16 protein-coding genes are annotated in these 16689 nt (G+C 59.2%); 3 read left to right on the forward strand and 13 right to left on the reverse strand.

Annotation, left to right across the window (positions count from 1 at the left end):
* Window positions 1-26: 26 nt before the first annotated feature.
* The 6 genes from FHT86_RS32795 to FHT86_RS32820 all read right to left on the reverse strand — a co-directional run bounded on the left by FHT86_RS32795 (window position 27) and on the right by FHT86_RS32820 (window position 7589).
* Window positions 27-2075: an SPFH domain-containing protein gene (locus FHT86_RS32795; protein WP_133711095.1), complete on the reverse strand. Its 2049-nt coding sequence runs from the start codon at window positions 2073-2075 to the stop codon at window positions 27-29.
* A gap of 492 nt (window positions 2076-2567) precedes the next feature.
* The gene (locus tag FHT86_RS32800; protein WP_409527640.1) at window positions 2568-3542 is read right to left on the reverse strand and encodes an aliphatic sulfonate ABC transporter substrate-binding protein; all 975 of its coding nucleotides are present in this window, start codon (window positions 3540-3542) and stop codon (window positions 2568-2570) included.
* Window positions 3543-3575: 33 nt separating this feature from the next.
* Entirely contained in the window at window positions 3576-4346 is a 771-nt protein-coding gene (locus FHT86_RS32805; RefSeq protein ID WP_133711097.1) for an ABC transporter ATP-binding protein, read from the reverse strand.
* Window positions 4343-5152 carry an ABC transporter permease gene (locus tag FHT86_RS32810; RefSeq protein WP_133711098.1) on the reverse strand — a complete coding sequence of 270 codons (810 nt, stop codon included), beginning with the start codon at window positions 5150-5152 and terminating at the stop codon, window positions 4343-4345. The genes FHT86_RS32805 and FHT86_RS32810 overlap by 4 nt, the downstream gene beginning before the upstream one ends.
* On the reverse strand, window positions 5149-6159 hold the full coding sequence (locus FHT86_RS32815; protein ID WP_409527639.1) for a formylglycine-generating enzyme family protein: 1011 nt from the start codon (window positions 6157-6159) through the stop codon (window positions 5149-5151). Before FHT86_RS32815 ends, FHT86_RS32810 begins: the two co-directional genes overlap by 4 nt.
* Complete coding sequence (locus tag FHT86_RS32820; RefSeq protein WP_133711099.1) at window positions 6156-7589, reverse strand: sulfatase; 1434 nt, start codon at window positions 7587-7589, stop codon at window positions 6156-6158. Before FHT86_RS32820 ends, FHT86_RS32815 begins: the two co-directional genes overlap by 4 nt.
* 186 nt (window positions 7590-7775) lie before the next feature.
* On the opposite strand from FHT86_RS32820, the gene FHT86_RS32825 reads away from it, so the two are divergent.
* The 3 genes from FHT86_RS32825 (at window position 7776) to FHT86_RS32835 (ending at window position 10963) form a co-directional block, all read left to right on the forward strand.
* Window positions 7776-8807, forward strand: coding sequence for a LacI family DNA-binding transcriptional regulator (locus FHT86_RS32825; protein ID WP_133711100.1), 1032 nt, complete (start codon window positions 7776-7778; stop codon window positions 8805-8807).
* A 37-nt stretch (window positions 8808-8844) separates the two neighbouring features.
* On the forward strand, window positions 8845-10323 hold the full coding sequence (locus FHT86_RS32830; RefSeq protein ID WP_133711101.1) for a sulfatase: 1479 nt from the start codon (window positions 8845-8847) through the stop codon (window positions 10321-10323).
* Between the two features lie 202 nt (window positions 10324-10525).
* Entirely contained in the window at window positions 10526-10963 is a 438-nt protein-coding gene (locus FHT86_RS32835) for a VOC family protein (RefSeq protein WP_133711102.1), read from the forward strand.
* Between the two features lie 201 nt (window positions 10964-11164).
* Here FHT86_RS32835 and FHT86_RS32840 read toward each other — a convergent pair whose 3' ends face one another.
* From FHT86_RS32840 to FHT86_RS32870, 7 genes are all read right to left on the reverse strand, one after another.
* Window positions 11165-11824, reverse strand: coding sequence for a peroxiredoxin (locus FHT86_RS32840; protein ID WP_133711103.1), 660 nt, complete (start codon window positions 11822-11824; stop codon window positions 11165-11167).
* 114 nt (window positions 11825-11938) lie between these two features.
* Window positions 11939-12523, reverse strand: a complete 585-nt coding sequence (locus FHT86_RS32845) for an alpha/beta hydrolase (RefSeq protein WP_133711104.1) — start codon at window positions 12521-12523, stop codon at window positions 11939-11941.
* A 230-nt stretch (window positions 12524-12753) separates the two neighbouring features.
* The gene (locus FHT86_RS32850) at window positions 12754-12939 is read right to left on the reverse strand and encodes a hypothetical protein (RefSeq protein ID WP_246779774.1); all 186 of its coding nucleotides are present in this window, start codon (window positions 12937-12939) and stop codon (window positions 12754-12756) included.
* A gap of 165 nt (window positions 12940-13104) precedes the next feature.
* A complete protein-coding gene (locus tag FHT86_RS32855) occupies window positions 13105-13881 on the reverse strand; it encodes an ABC transporter permease (protein WP_133711105.1) in 777 nt (258 codons plus the stop codon).
* A 2-nt stretch (window positions 13882-13883) separates the two neighbouring features.
* Entirely contained in the window at window positions 13884-14702 is an 819-nt protein-coding gene (locus FHT86_RS32860) for an ABC transporter permease (RefSeq protein WP_133711106.1), read from the reverse strand.
* Between the two features lie 34 nt (window positions 14703-14736).
* Window positions 14737-15813 carry an ABC transporter substrate-binding protein gene (locus FHT86_RS32865; RefSeq protein ID WP_133711107.1) on the reverse strand — a complete coding sequence of 359 codons (1077 nt, stop codon included), beginning with the start codon at window positions 15811-15813 and terminating at the stop codon, window positions 14737-14739.
* A gap of 21 nt (window positions 15814-15834) precedes the next feature.
* Complete coding sequence (locus tag FHT86_RS32870; protein WP_133711108.1) at window positions 15835-16677, reverse strand: ABC transporter ATP-binding protein; 843 nt, start codon at window positions 16675-16677, stop codon at window positions 15835-15837.
* Window positions 16678-16689 lie beyond the last annotated feature (12 nt).

Consider the following 16689-nt stretch of genomic DNA (forward strand, 5'->3'; position numbering starts at 1 on the left):
GGCCGGCAAAGCCGGCCTATCCACAGTCAGTCCTGTTCGATCGGCTGAGGCGCTGACACCGCCGCCGGCTGAACCTGCCGGCCAAGACGGTCGGTAACCAGCATCGACAGCATCATTTCCACCAGGCCGTTTGCACCACCCTTCTCGCCCCCGGCGCCAAGCTGGATCTGCGGCACGAGCGGCAACCTGCCGTTCTCGATCGCCTCCGCAAACCGCATGAGGACCTGCGAATTGAGCTGATAGTCCGGCCCGCCAAAAGCCGCGACCTTCTTCTCGGTGGCTTCGGCTTCCGCCAAACCCACGGCGCGCACCTTCTCAGCGTCGGCGAAACCGGTCGCCTTGATGCGTTCGGCATCGGCGAGCGCGATGGCCTTGATCCGGTCGGCCTCGCCCTGGCCAGCAAGGCGCACCTTTTCCGCCTCTGCCTTTGCCGTGACCTGAATGGTCTCGGCCTGCTGGCGGGTGCGGGCGAGTTGTGCCTTACCTTCGTTCTCGCTGATTTCGATGGCGAGCGCCGACGAAGTGATTTTGGCCTGCTGCTCGGCGAGCGCCTCTTTCTCACGCAGCGTGCGCTCCTGAATAGCGGCCGCCTCCTGCAATTTATAAGTCTCGACCTTTTCGACCGCGATCTGACGCTCGCGCAGCTGAATCAGGATCTGCTCTATGCTGTTCTGGCCATTGGCAGCGCGCGGCGTACCGATCAACACTTCCTGCAGTTCGAGACTGTAGGAGGCAAATTTTTCGCGCATTTCCTCGCCCGACTTGCGCTGGATATCGCTACGCTCCTGCAAAAGCTGGATCAGCGTCTTTGTCTGAGCGATATTCTTGAAGTAGGCCGAGACCATCGGATCGAGCGTCTGTTCGACCAGCCGCTTGATGTCGCCGAAACGCTGCACCACGAGTGGCGCCTTCATATAGTCGATATGCACGACGACAGAGAGCGGGAGCACAGGCTCGAACGCATCCTTGGTGATCAGCGACACTTCCGACAGGTTCTCGTCCAGCCTGTGTTCCCCGAACTGTTCTTTCGTCCATTTGAGCACGAAGTTGGTGGTCGGCACGGTGACGATATTGCCGGCATAGGTATTGAACGCATATTTGCCCGGCAGCAGCGGCGTCGACCAGACACCGCGGGCGCCCATTTCGACCAGCTCGCCATGACGGTAGGCCTGTCCGGATATATCCGTGCCATGGCGGCCGTTATAGGAGACGACGACGCCAACGGTGCCGACGCTGATGATGGTCTTTTCCACCAGTTCGACGGTCGCAAAAATGCGGTTCAGAAAGTAGCTGCCGTCGGCGAGCACCTGCAGCTGCCGGCCGCGGTAACCGCCAGCGTTGAGAAACTTCTCCGGATCCTGGAAATTGTTGTGGAAGTTCGGGTCCTTCGGGTCGTTGGCGACGGTCGGCGCGATGATCTCGCCATCCGGCAGCGCCGGACCGTCATGGATGGTGACGATGCCGATCATGTCCTCGGCGTCATGGATGACGACCGGCTCGAAGCCGTCCCGCTCCGTGATTATGCTGGACATGTCAGCAAACAGCTTCTGTTCCGACGAGCTCAAATTAACGGCATGGGTCGACTGGGCGGTCAGGACGATGAATTGCGCGAGATTGATGGCATAGGTGCCTTCACGCAGGATCTTGCGCTGCGGTCCCTTCTGTCCGCCTTTTTCGAGAAAGCCGCGCACATCCTGGAAATCATCGGCCTCGGTGTTGGAGGCGAGCGTCTGTGTCGGAGGCAGTGGCTTGCCATCACGGGCAAAGACATAGCCGATCTGACCCTGCGGAATGGTGACGAGATTGGCGCGATGCATCGAATACTGAAACGGCATGAAGAAATGCAGGCCGCCGCGCACGACTTCGGGCTGGAAACCGGCCTCGCCTTTAAGCGCGATAAAACCATTCCTAACGGAGCCGCGAAAACTCCAGAGCTTTTCGAGAATGCCGAGCCTGTCGTTGGGGACATAGCGAACTATGCCGCTCCAGCGAAACAGGATTGCCAGCACGATGATAGGAATAGCGATTTCGATCGCCATCCATTCCGTCGGGCTGAGATATTGCAGGGGGTCCATCTTTTCTCTCCTATGGGCGCACGGGTTCGTCCATCCGACGGCCGCCCGGTTGGTATTGGTTGATAAGACGGGGAGATTGCGCGCGCCTTTACGCTCGACGCACTAAGGGCGTGTCGAACGCTTGGGCTGCTCATTGTCTGGGAAAATGACCGCGCGTCCCGATTCCCCACGAGGGACGGGTGGTCGTGAGTGGTCTCACATCGGTGTTGCCTTGATAGACATAACGATGAGGGAGGTAAGCATTGCGCCTATAGGTTTAAAGATGATCGGCATAGAAATCGGATAAGTATTTCCAACGATTTCATTATATCGAGCATTCAGCTCTACTGAATTACACGGTTTCCGTGTGATTGACTCGATGGATTCCGATTGTGGCTGGCGTCTAATATTCTCCTCTGGCGTGAATCGCGGGAGGCGCTGGAACGTCATCCAAATCAGATGCGGTGACAGCGAGCTCCCTTCTGCCCCCGCTTCTTAAGCACCAGCTATGCCTTATGCCGAGGCGAACAGCTTTGCCTCGTAATATTGCTCCGGCGGAAGCGGGTCTTTGACTGTCCCGAACTCCTGGAACATCTTGTTGAAGTCGGTGAGCCACTTATTGATCGTCCCGTCTTCGGTAAATTTGTCGAGTTCGGCGCTTGTCAGCAGCTTCCGGCTCCGCGCGACTTTGGCGGTCGTGTCCGCCGGTGCCTTGAGGAAAGCCGTCGTCAATTCGATGGAATGGTCGAGATTGGCGGCCCGGTAGTCCATGGCCTTTTTCATGACGCGAAGGAAGCTCGTGACCAGTTTCGGATTTTCCTGGACGATTTCATTGCGAGCGACGAAAGCGTTGATGAACGAAGTGGCTGGATAGAAATCCTTGTTTGCCGCGAGCTCCTTCATATCCGGAACGCGCGGCTTGATCGCGTCAATCAATGGATACCAGATGCCCGCCGCTTCTATCTGCTTGGACGAAAAGGCAGCAACGATAGTGCTCGGATCCATCGGCACGACCTGGATGTCGGAAATGGACATGCCGGCCTTGGTGAGCGCCATGCGCAGGATCATGTCACCGGAAGTGCCCTGCGGCACACCGACCTTCTTGCCTTTCAAATCCTGGATGGAATTTATGCTGGCCTGGGCAATCACACGGTCGCTGAAGCCGATGTCGTTGACACCGATCATTTTTGAACGGCCGCTTGCCGGCAGCCAGAGCGCGCCCGGCCCGATGGTGCCGAAATTCAAACTGCCGGCCCCCATGGCCTGGATCTGGATCGGGCCATTCGTGAAGACCTTGAGGTCGGGCTTGACCCCTTCTGCGTCCCACAGCTTCTGGTCTTCCGCGATTGCAAAGACGCTGGCGTTGGGAAAGTCCGCGATATAGCCGATGCTCATCGTGTCCGATGCTGCGCGTGCCGACCGGGCGATCGGCAGGCTGCCGGCGGCAGCGATTGCTGCCGTCGTCATCATGAAATTACGTCTCGTCAGCATGACCATTTCCTTCTTGTGATCGTCTGCGCACTAATGCGATGCGGGATGATAGACCGCCCGCCAGACCTGATTACGCAACTCGGCAAATTCAGGCGAAAGCCTCATTTCTTCGGTGCGCGGGAACGGCAGATCGACCGGTATGATTTTGTAAAGCCGCCCGGGCCGGGCAGCCATGACGACAACACGACTTGCCAGATAGACCGCCTCATCGACGTCATGGGTGATGAACATCACCGTGCGACGTTCCTTGCTCCACATCGTCAAAAGCTGGTCTTGCAATTGGACGCGGGTCAGTGCGTCGAGCGCACCGAAAGGCTCATCCATCAGCAGAATCTTCGGATTCACCGCATAGGCCCGCGCAATCGCGCAACGCTGCTTCATGCCGCCGGACAAGGTCTTCGGAAGCGAACCGCTGAAATCGGTAAGACCGACAAGCGCAATGAAGTGATCGGCAATCTTGCGGCGCTCTTCTTTGGGAAGTCCCGCGATCTTCAATCCGAACTCCACATTTTCCCGCACGGTGAGCCAAGGGAAAAGCGCGTATTGCTGGAAGATGACACCGCGCTCCGGGCCCGGACCTCTGACCGCGACATCATCGACTACCACCTGACCGGATGAGGGAGCAGTGAGGCCGGCAGCGATATTCATCGCCGTCGACTTGCCGCACCCAGACGGCCCGACGACAGTAATGAACTCCCCGTCTTCAATATCGAGGTTCAGGTTTTGCAAGGCCACGAACGCATTCTGGCCGGTAAGCTCAAAACTCTTCGATACGTTTTGAAACGAGATTTTCGTCGTCATAGTTTTTCCTGCCAGGCCGTCAGCACCCTGTCCGCGGCCATAACGATGCGGTCCATGATGAGGCCGAGGACGCCGATGGCGATCAGGCTCACGAAGATGGTTGGGAGGTCGTAGTAGAGCTGAGCCTGCTGCATCCGAAATCCCAGCCCCGACTGCGCGGCGATCAGCTCTGCAGCCACAACGGTTGCCCAGGAAGAGCCAAGCCCGATGCGGACGCCAACCATGATGTAAGGCGTGGATGCGGGAATGATGACGCGTCGGAAGATGGTGAAATCCCCTGCTCCCAGGACGCGCGCCGCATTAATGAGGGTTTTGTCGACGCTGATCACCCCCTGATAGGTCGCGACCACGCTCGACAGGAATGCCGCCAGAAAGATCACGAAAATCTTCGGCGTTTCCTCGATGCCCATCGTGACGATGGCAAGCGGAATGATAGCGAGTGGCGGAATGGTCCGGAAAAACTGCACGTAAGGCTCGATGATGGCGCGCGCGACACGATACCAGCCCATCAAAAAGCCAACCGGAATGGCGACGATAACGCCGAGCGCAAAGCCCGTCAGAACGCGACCGACGCTCGCCAGCGCATCCGAAAACAACTGACCGTTCTCAGCCTGAGTTATGGCCTGGGAGGCCACCGCAATCGGTCCGGGCAGCCCGACCATACCCTGCGATGTCACAGCACCCCAGAAAAGGATGCCCGCAAGGACCGCAAGCACATTGACTGCGAACATGCCAACTGGGCGGGACAGAAACGGTCGGACCGAACGGTCCTTGCCGGTTGAAGTCTCAGTCGTTGTTGCGCTCATCCATCAATCCCTTCGACGGCGCCGGCAAAGCTGCCATCGCCTGGTTTGCTCCGGACGACGCAACGAAAGCCGACATGGGTCGTCGCGCTGTCGATCATTTCCGGATGGCGCGCGGCCGGCCGGTAGCGCCGGCAATAGGTCGGTGCGCAGAGGTGAGATCCGCCTTTCAGCACCTTTCGCGGAACGCGAATTGCCGCCTGTTGCCGGTCGAAGCTCTGCGCGGCGTCGCTGATCCTCGGATTGACCGGAACGCAGCAAGGTTTCGCCGCATCGTCGGTGTGCCGGTCCATCCAATAGTCGTCCGTCCATTCCCAGACGTTTCCGATCATATCGAAGACGCCGAAGGCATTCGGAGGATAGGAACAGACGGCAGATGTGCCGAATGCTCCGGCGCCAGTCGATTGCATGGGGAACGCACCGTTCCAGACGTTCGCCATCTTCCGGCCGTCCGGCTCGAATTCGTCGCCCCAGCCATAGTCGGCACCATCAAGTCCGCCGCGCGCGGCAAATTCCCACTCGGCCTCCGTCGGCAGTGACTTGCCCGCCCATCGTGCATAGGCTACGGCATCGGCATGGGCGACATGAACGACGGGATGGTCCATCAGTTCATCGGAAAGATCGGATATGCCGTCGGGCCGACGCCAGTACGCGCCTGGAACATAGTGCCACCAGTCGCCCCAGAACCGCATATCCTCGCGGCGCTTCGGCCCCCGGAAAACGAGGGAGCCCGGTCGAAGCATAGCCGGATCAGCACCGGGATAAAGGGCCGGATCCGGTGGAAGTTCGGCGACCGTGATATAGCCGGTCTCCGTCACGAAGCGGGCGAACTCATGATTGGTCACCGGCGCGGGATCGATCCAGAAGCCATCGACACGGACGCGATGAACTGGCCCTTCTTCGGGATAGAAATTCTCGGCGCCCATGTGGAAACTGCCGCCTTCTATCCAAACCATGGTGTCGGGCGAACCCACCGCGGTTGGGTGATGTGACAAGTTGGCGGATGTCACCGTGCACCTGCCATCACATCCCGCGTCCGGAAATTCGATTCAATCAGCCAATCGCGCAGCACGTCCAGCAATTCTTGCCGCTTGCCGGCGTAAGCAGGATCGCTCCAAAGATTGTGTACCTCTTTCGGATCGTTCTCGAGGTCGAATAGCTGGCCTTCCTCCGATCCCTTGAAATGCACGAGCTTCCAGCGGTCGCTGCGAACGCCGGTGATGAAATCAGTGCCAGTGAGCGTGACGTCGCCGGCCTGCTCGCAGAAGACATGCGTCCGCGGCGTCCAGTCTCCCCCTTCAAGGGCCGGCCTGAGGCTGCGTGCCTCGAAGGATTTCGGCGGCTGGATGCCCGCATATTCAAGAATCGTCGGACCGAGATCGAAAAGCTGGCAAAGGCCGTTGACCTCACGGCCGCCCTGGAACCGGCCGGCCGTCGACCAGATGATGGTCGGGACGCGCGTGACGACGTCATACATCGACCACTTCTGGATCAGTCCGTGGTCGCCAAGGCATTCGCCGTGATCTGATGTGAAGATGACGATCGCATCGTCAAGATAGCCGCGCTCTTTCAACGCTTCGAGCAATTCGCCGATCTTTTCGTCGATGAGCGTCACATTGCCGAGATAGTGCGACCAAAGACGCTGCATCTGTTCAGGCGTCGGATCGAGGCTCCAGACGACGGAATCGTGATCCACTTCCACGTCATGGACGCGCTTTTCCTTCAGCACCGTCGGCAACGACTCCAGCTCTTCCTTTGTCGGCTTCGGCAGCGGAAGATCATCGCGCTGCAAATAGGCTTCGGAGTAGTGCGCGGGCGGATCGTAAGGCGGATGCGGACCTGGCAAGCCGACCTGAAGGAAAAGCGGCTCTGTCGGTGGATAGGTATTGACCCACCACTTAGCCATGTTGGCAACGAAGGCATCCGAATGCAGCTCCTCCGGCAGTTCCCAATCGAAGGCGCCGAGCCGTTCCCTGTAGTCGTCGCGCTTGCGGTAGAATTCGCGTTGCTGCTTGACCAGTCCATGTGCCGCGAGCGCCTTGTCCCACTCATCGAAATACCAGCGCCCCTCCATGAAGCGGTCCTTGTTTTCGACGACATAACGCTCATGAAAGCCGGAATCGGAATTGTAGGGAATGGTGTGCATCTTGCCGACATTCACACAACGATAGCCGGCATCGCGCAATTGCTCGACCCAAGTGCGCTGCCAGGCCTGACCGTTGCTGAGAACGCCGGTCGTGTGCGGGTAATATCCGGTGAAGAGGCTGGCTCGTGATGGAACGCAGCTCGGAGCCGTTATGTGGCAGTCCGTGAAGGTGACACCGTTTTTGGCGAGTGCGTCCAAATTGGGCGTTGAGGCATAGGGAAATCCGAGCGCCGCGATGGAATCATAACGCTGCTGATCGGTCATGATCAGAATGATGTTCGGCTTGTCAGCCATCAGCACACATGCTCCCTGGAATGATGTGTTCGGGACGCCCGCACTGTGAATTCTTGACCAGTTCCCCAGTGGTCGCACTTGGCTCGATTGGGCATCCGCTCTTGTCTCCTCACTGAAACGATGGCATAAAGTTACCGCTAACGCAACGCTCACTTTCCGACATTTTGCGAGAGGTTCTCCGCCCTGATGAATGCCGACACGGAGGAAAACGAGAGCCGAGCCGCACCGACACTTGCATCGATTGCGGGCAAAGTCGGCGTTTCGGTCAATACGGTGTCGCGGGCGTTGAGAGCGCCTCATACCGTACGGACAGAACTCCGGCGGCAGATCAACAAGGCGATGGAAGAGCTCAACTACGTTCCCAATCGCTTGGCGGGAGGACTGGCCGGAACCCGCTCCGACATCGTCGGCGTGGTGGTGACGTCTCTCTACTATTCCGAATTTGCGACGATCATCGACACGCTACAGTCCGCCCTCCTCGAAAGCGGCTTGCAGGTGATGCTCGCCAACACACGTTACGATCCCGACCAGGAAATCCGGCTTGTCCGCTCGATCTTGAGCTGGCGACCAGCCGCCGTCGCGATCATCGGCATCGACCACCCGCCCAAGGTCGTTGAGCTTCTTCGTGCCTCCGGCATGCCGGTCATCGAGATGTGGGATATCGGCGGCGACATTATCGATTCCGCTGTCGGCATCGATCACGAGGCAGTTGGTGCCGCACAGGCATCACACCTGATTGAACGTGGCTTCCGCAAGCTCGCCTTTGTCGGAAGTGTCCGCGACAACGACACGCGGGCGCAAAAACGCGCCCGGGGCGTGGCGCGGCGTATTTCCGAAGCCGGGCTCCGTTCCGTCGTTAAATCGACCAGCCAGGAGAGCGGAAACCCCGACCTGGGCGAAAGGCTTGCAAACGACCTTCTGGATGCCGATCCGGAAATCGACGGCATCGTCTGCAACAGCGATGTCGTTGCCTTCGGCGTCCTGCGCGCTCTAAGGAAGCGCGGAAAGAAGGTTCCCGATGATATCGGCGTCATCGCGTTCGGCGACAGCGAAGCGTCCAATTGCATGTCTCCGACCCTTTCGACCGTGCGGCCGAACCGCCAACGGATCGGCCAGCTCACCGCCGACGCCATTCTCTCACGGATCAACGGCGGCGAACCTCGAACTGTTGCGGTCGAATGGGAGCTCATCGCTCGGGAGAGCACCGGCGAAATCTAAAAGGCGGCCTCACACGGTCCGATACACGGAGAATGAAGTGCCAGACGGGAAAAAAGCGCCCAATATCGTTTTCATCATAACCGACCAGCAGCGTTACGACACGATCGCGGCGGCCGGATTTGACTATATGGACACGCCCAATCTCGACCGATTGGTGCGCGAAGGCGTCTGCTTCAGCCATATGTTCGTAACCTCGCCCTCCTGTGCCCCGTCTCGGGCGAGCCTCTTCACCGGCCTCTATCCTCACACCAACGGCGTCTTTCGCAACGACGAGCGATGGACGCATACCTGGGTTCAGCAGCTTGCGGAGGCGGGTTATCGTTGTGTGAACGTCGGCAAGATGCATACCTCGCCATTCGAGGATTCTTTCGGCTTTCACGAACGCCATGTCGTCGAAAACAAGGACCGCGCCACCGAGCGCCTGCCTTTCTATCTCGACAACTGGGACAAGGCCTTCTGGGCAAGGGGCTACGAGAAACCCAGTCGCGTCACCTACCGGCAGCGGGAGGACTACCGTGAAAGGCTGGGGGCCTTCGTCTGGGAGCTACCGGAGGACCTGCACTCCGACAATTTCGTTCCAGAATTTGCGGCGATGTGGCTTGATAGATATCGCAGCGAGGAGCCTTTCCTGCTGCAGATCGGCATTCCCGGCCCGCATCCGCCGTATGACCCGACCCAGGACTATATCGACAAATACCGGGATCGCGATTTGCCGGAAGCCATTCGCGACCAGGCGGCGATCGATCGTCAGCCATCCGCATTGAAAAAGCTCCGCGAACAGCACATTGCCGTCGACCATGACGCCATCGTGCACCTGGTCAATCCCACACCGGAGCAACTGCGCCGCCAGCGCGAGCACTATTTCGCGAATGTCTCGATGATCGATACGCAAATCGGCAAGCTGATCGAGGCGCTCGACCGGCGCGGCGTACTGGAAGACACCGTCATCATCTTCACATCCGACCATGGTGATTGCCTCAACGATCACGGACATAGCCAGAAATGGACGATGTACGAGCCAAGCGTACGCATTCCCGCCATCGTCTGGTCGCCGGGCCGCGTCGAGTGCGGGCGTATCGTCGACGATCTCGTATCGCTGTTCGATTTCGGGCCGACGATCCTGGAACTAGCGGGCCTGCAGAAACCCAAATGGATGGAAGCCCGCTCGCTGCTTCCCTATCTGACAGGCAAGCATACGGAAGGGCGAGAATTCGTTTTCGCTGAACATGCGGGTGACCGCATCCTCAGCGGCACCGAGTTCATGACGATGATCCGCGACAGGCGCTGGAAACTCGTCCACTTTGTCGAGAGCGACGAAGGTCAGCTTTTCGACCTTGTCGCCGATCCGCAGGAGGTAGACGATCTGTGGGATAAAGCCGAACATCAGGATACGAAACGTTCGCTGATCAACGAAATTCTCAAATGGCGTATCCGCAGCGATCTGAAGACACAAGGCTGGACGGAAGCGATCGTCCAAGCCGGTGCCGGTCACAGCCCAATCAAAAAGACACAGTAAGGGCCGGCAAGAAGTAACGGGGCAGGCTCTGGTAAGACCGTTTGATATCGGGGTGGCGGTTTTGAGGAGGTCCATGATTCAGGCGATGTGGACAGCAGCGATTCAGGCCCGGATGGCCGCCGGTGTTGGGGGCACCTCAAGCGTCCGTTGTTAGACTAGGCGACACCTTGTAGATTTAAAGGACACCTTGGAGATTGGAAACATGGCGCTCAAGCGGATGGACAACGTAGGAATCGTCGTCGAAGACCTCGCAGGGACGATTGATTTCTTTCGCGAACTCGGCCTCGAGCTCGAAGGGCGGGCCACGATCGAAGGAGAATGGGCCGGACGTGTCACTGGACTGGGCGACCAGCGTGTCGAGATTGCCATGATGCGCACACCGGACGGCCACAGCCGGCTCGAGCTCTCCCGCTTCTTCACACCGCCTGTCGTCGCAGATCACCGAAACGCCCCGGTCAACGCCCTAGGCTACCTCCGCGTCATGTTCACGGTGGACGACATCGACGAGACGCTTGAAAGGCTCCGCACGCGCGGTGCGCAGCTCGTAGGCGAAGTAGTCCAGTATAAAGACGCGTATCGGCTCTGCTACATCCGTGGGCCTGAAGGGCTTCTCATCGGACTCGCCCAAGAACTCAGCTGAGCGCAATACAAAGACAAATGGTGAAACCGCCACCCGCATCGACGTGTCAGAAGCCATGATCCATGTCGCAATGGGCGGTCTTCTGCTCCGACGTATCAGCCACTGACGTTCTCAAACGGACTCTGAGCCCCTGCTTAGAAGCCAGATCATCGAGATGGGGAACGCGACCTAGATCAAAGCCGCGTTCCGGACGTGGCCCGCTTACGCCGACGGCTGCTTCGTCTTGCGAAGATAGGGCAGAACCGTATCGAACGAACCAAAACGTGTGATGGCGTCCTCGTTGGATACGGCGGCGGTGATGATGACATCTTCGCCCTGCTGCCAGTTCGCCGGCGTCGCCACCTGATGTTTTGCCGTCAATTGAATGGAGTCGATGGCGCGCAGGATTTCATTGAAATTGCGGCCCGTGGTCATCGGATAGGTGAGGATCAGCTTGATCTTCTTGTCGGGGCCGATGACGAAGACCGAGCGCACGGTGGCGTTGTCAGCGGGCGTGCGGCCTTCCGAGCTTTCACCAGCGCCGGCCGGCAGCATGTCATAGAGCTTGGCGACATTGAGGTCCTTGTCGCCAATCAGCGGATATTCGACATCGAAGCCGGTCGCCGTCTTGATGTCGTTCTTCCACTTGCCGTGGCTTTCAACCGGATCGACAGAAATGCCCATGATCTTGACGCCACGTTTGGCGAATTCCGGCTCGAGACCTGCCATTGCCCCGAGCTCGGTCGTGCAGACCGGCGTGAAATTCTTGGGATGCGAGAACAGCACGCCCCAGCCGTTGCCAATCCAATCGTGGAATTGAATCGGTCCGCGGGTCGTGTCGGCGGCGAAATCGGGTGCGATATCGTTGATACGCAGGCTCATGGTAGGTCCTCCAATTATCGGATCGTCGTCCCTGCCGAAATTGCTGACGACGAAAGTTGGGTTAAAGAATCTGCCACAGGATGGCGTTTAATGCTTTCAAAGAAAAGCCTCTTCTTAAACGGTCGCGGCCGTCACCGAGGTCGAACCCCGTGGTCTCCGGTGCCGGGCGCGCGCCTTCAGCATCTCGAGCAAGCCATATCCACTCGGCCAGCGCCCAAAACCGCTCGCGACGTTGATATGGCCCGCAAGACCGATATTCCGGATATCGGAGTTCCAGAGGCGCCCGAATATCGTAAGGCGGTCAAGCGTCATGTATATGTCATTCAGGCTGCCGATTGTCATGCTGGGAAAAGGCAATGCCTCGGTGGGCATGGTGCCGAAAGAGATATGCCCCGGATGAAGCGCCTCGGTCGCCGGAAGATCACAGGGCGCGACGAGCAGCGCGCCCTTGACTCGTCGCGCCGCTGCCCGGTCGGCCAATCTCGCCGTCAGAAGGCAGCCGAGGCTGTGAGCAACGATGTAGGCTTCCCCCGCCTCCTCCAGCGCCGCATCAAGCCTCGCCATCCAGTCTTGAAGGTTTGGATGATCCCAATCCCCCTGATCCACCAGACGTCCGTCCGGGTGATCCTGTAGCCAGTAATGTTGCCAATGCCCTTCTCCCGACCCGAACAGACCCGGCAAGATCAGCACTCTGCTCATTGCGGCCTCATCATCGCGATTTGAGGGTATGGCCGGCACCGCGCAAAGCGTTCACAATAAGGAGGGAGGAGCATCAGAACACTCCTGCCACGAGCGCGAAAAGAAATACGAAGGACGAGACGACGGAGCAAACTTCGATACTATAAACAAGATGGGATCGAATGCCGTTCGGAAGCCGTTTTGCAACCGGTCGTCGCAGATCGAAAGCCAGCGCCATCACCTTTTTCCTCTCAATACCAGGGTGCCGGCGTAGAGCACCAATAATAGAACTCGTAATCGCGAGCCGATCGCTCACGGCCGTCGTCTGAAGCGATCGTTTCTTTGATCGGTGTGCTGGAAGCGCTCGGCTCGCGTGCCCGGTGAAGCGCAAGACGGCTGAAGGCTATCTTCAAGCGGCTGATGAAATCAAATTTCATGCGGTCCTCCATCTTGTTGAGCCTGGTCTCGTGATGCAAAGCCCGAAGCCGCCTTTCCATCGGTCACTCAGCGGCAGCGGATGACCAAATATTGTCTATAAAAATAGTGGATTAAAAGAAACGACCATCTTTCCTTGCTTGGAAAACGAGAAATCTGTTCCGTCCTCAGGACGTCTGTTTCGGCCGCCAGCGCAACAGATAGGATTCCAGGACATGGGCGAGGCGGTTCAATGAGAAGCCGACAAGACCGAGAACGAGGACGCCGACCATCACGAGAGCCATGTCGAACCGCTCGCGGCCGGCGATGACCAGACCACCAACGCCTCGGCCGACGGCGAGGAAATATTCGGCTCCCACGGTCGCAAGCCATGCATAGATCAGGCCGAGATGCACGCCCGTTGCGATCGACGGCATGGCTGAGGGAAGATAGATGCGCAGGACCCGTTGCCGGGCATTGAATTTCAAGGCGCGCCCGACCTCGATCAGATCGTCTGGCGCGTCCCGCATGCCGTCATAGGTATTGAGAACGATAGGAATGAAAGAGGCCAGCGCCACGAAGACGATCTTCGCCTGCTCCCCGAAACCGAACCAGACCGAGATCAGCGGTATCCAGGCAAGAAGGGAGATCTGCTTCAGGCCGTTGAAGGTCGGCATCACCAGCCTGTCCGCACGGCGCGAGAGCGCCAGCAGAGTCGCGAAACTGACGCCGAGAACGCAGCCGATCAGAAAGCCGGCGATGTTGCGCATCAGACTGAAGCCGAGTTCGCCAATGAGATCGTTGTCGATCAGCTCGCGCTTGGCCGTGCGGGCGACGTCTTCGAGGGATGGCAGGAAGCGTGGGTCGGCGAGGCCGGTTCGGCTCGACACTTCCCAGGCAATGAGCATCAGGATCGGTAAGGTTATGCCCCGGCGTAACCGGACAGCTCTGCTTGCGGTGGCCATCGTCAGATCTCCTGTCGCTTCCAGCGCTGGATCAGCGTCTCGGTGCGGTCCAGGCCCTTGTCCATGATGAAACCGACGACGCCGATGGCGATCATCGCGACGATGACGGTATCGAGCCAGAACATCTGCCGTCCCCATACCAGCAGGTAGCCGAGCCCTTCCGAGGAGGCCAGAAGTTCGACGCCGACGAGCGAGGTCCAGGAATGGGTGAGGCCATAACGAATGCCGGTGAAGATCGAGGGCACGGCGCCGGGCAGGACGATCAGCCGTAGGGTCTGCCAGCGGCTGAAGCGCAGCGCCTTGCCGACCTCGAGATATTTCGGGGAGACACCGCGAATGCCCGTGAAGGTGTTCAATGTCATCGGCACGATCGCGCCCTTGGCAATGATGATGATCTTCAGGGTCTCCTCGATGCCGACGAGCAGCATGAGAAGCGGTATCCAGCCAAGGGTCGGAATCTGCGCGAAGGCGAGGAAAAGCGGCTTTACATAATCCTCGACCTTCTCCGAAAGCCCCATCGAGATGCCGAGAACGAGGCCGGCGCTCGCACCAAGGGCAAAGCCGATGACGACGCGGCGCAGGCTGACGCCTGTATGATAGAGGAGCTCACCGCTGGCGATCATGTCCCGCGCCGTTTGATAGACGTAATCGGGCGGCGGCAGGATCTGTTCGGGAAGCCAGCCTCTGGCGGAGGCGATCCACCAGAGGACGAACAGCGCAAGAGGCAAGATCAGGCCGGTCCCGGCAATGACCAAACGCTTGCGCCATGGCGAGGACGTTTGAATGCCAGCATGCCCGGCTGTTTCGAGAAACGCGGTCATGCCCGCCTCCTTCACCCTGTCCAACGATTTGCGGTCAGGATGCGACCGGTTTTCCATCCGCGCCATAGGGCTGCCAGAATGTCTTGAGGCCCAACCGCTCTAGCGAATTGTTGAGGTATTTCGGCTCGAACCAGCCGTTGAGATCGACATCGCGGCGAATGAGGCCGTATTCCTTGCTCTTTACCGCCTGCTCCTTGTACAGCGAGACGAGCAGATCATCGATCAGCGGAGAGTTGCGGTAGGCCAGCTTGTCGTTGCGGAAAAATTCGTCGAGCACGGGGATCGGTGTTCCAGCCTTGTGCCAGAGCTCCAGCAATGCGCCGCGATTGGACTCGTCGGAGGACCATTGGGCCGCTTTCACGAAAGCGTCGACGACGCGCTGCGTGATATCCGGATGCGCGTCGATGAAGGCTTCGCGGCCGATGATCCCGGCGTTGCGGCCGAAGCGCGGATCGTCGCCCTTCGTCGTGTAGACGATGTCGGCGGAGCCCTTGGCTGCAAGATTGATCAGGTCGGTGTCGCCGAAAGCGGCGTCGATATCTTTGCTCGCGAGGGCCGCCACCGTTTCGGCGCTATCGAGATTGATGACCTGGAGGTCGCGCTCGGTAAGCCCATGCGCCTGCAGGATCTTGATCGCAGCCAGGTGGCCGTTCGTGCCGCGCTGCAGGGCAACTTTGCGGCCCTTCAGATCCTCGATTTTTTTGATGCCCGAGTCCTTGGCGACAGCAAGGTAGAGCGGTTTACGCGCGCCGCTGGCGAGAAGATATTTGGTCTTGAGACCGGTAGCACGCCCGATCAGCGACGGCAGGTCGCCTTGATAGGCAAAGTCGAGCTGGTTGTTGGCAAAGCCCTCGTTCACCGCCGGGCCTGCGCCCTTGAAGAAGGTCCATTCGATCTTGACGTTCGGATCATTGGCGAACTCCTTCTCCAGATATTCACCGGCGCGGGCGGTCGCTGCCGAGGTGCCTTCCGAATAGGGGCGATTGTCGACACCGATTGCGGCGTAGCCGATATGGATGACCAGCGGCTCCCCCGCATGGGCGGACGCGGCAAAAATGCCGAGGGCCAATGCCACTCCGGCCGCCAGACGGGAAATATTTGTCAGTTTCATATGGATGCTCCGTTTTCTGATTTATCTTGCGACCGCGATGGCCGGTCTGGCATCGGCCTGACGCTGACCCGCACCGGTCGGAATGGCACGTGGGCCAGGCGCGGGTTGCGTCGTGGCATTGAGACTTTCCAGAACGCGATTGCGCACCTCGGCGAGCGCGTTCGAGGTCCGTTCGCGCGGGCGCGGCAATTCCACCGGAATGATTTCACGGATGCGGCCGGGCCGCGGCGACATGACGACGACGCGGTCTCCGAGATAAGCCGCTTCGTCGACATCATGCGTCACCAGCACCATGGTGATCCGCTCCTTGGCCCAGATCTCCTGCAACTCGTCCTGGAGCCGCGCCTTGGTGATGGCGTCGAGGGCGCCGAAGGGCTCATCGAGAAACAGCACATCCGGGCGATTGACCAGTCCGCGGGCAATGCCGGCGCGTTGCGCCATGCCGCCCGAAAGCTGATGTGGATAGGCCTTGGCGAAGCCGGAAAGCCCTACGAGTTCCAGATGCTCGTCGACGAGCCTCTTCTTGTCCGCCTTGCCATGCCCGGAATTTTCCAGCCCGAGCGCCACATTGCGGGCGACCGTCAGCCATGGAAAAAGCCGGGGCTCCTGAAAGACGATGCCGCGGTCAAGGCTGGGTTCGGTGACGGGCTTGCCGGCATGCGTGATCGAACCGGACGTGGCGGCATCGAGGCCGGAGCCAAGGCGTAACAGCGTCGATTTTCCGCAGCCGCTGGCGCCGACGATGGTGACGAATTCGCCCGCCGCGATATCGAGGCTGACATCGTCCAGTGCCGTCAGGCTTTCGCCATTGACCTGGAATCGCCGCGTCACATGGCTGATCTTCAGATGCGAAGGATTGCTCATCGTCTCCTCCCG

The sequence above is a fragment of the Rhizobium sp. BK313 genome, from assembly GCF_014193655.1.
In the GTDB taxonomy this organism is placed as follows: domain Bacteria; phylum Pseudomonadota; class Alphaproteobacteria; order Rhizobiales; family Rhizobiaceae; genus Rhizobium.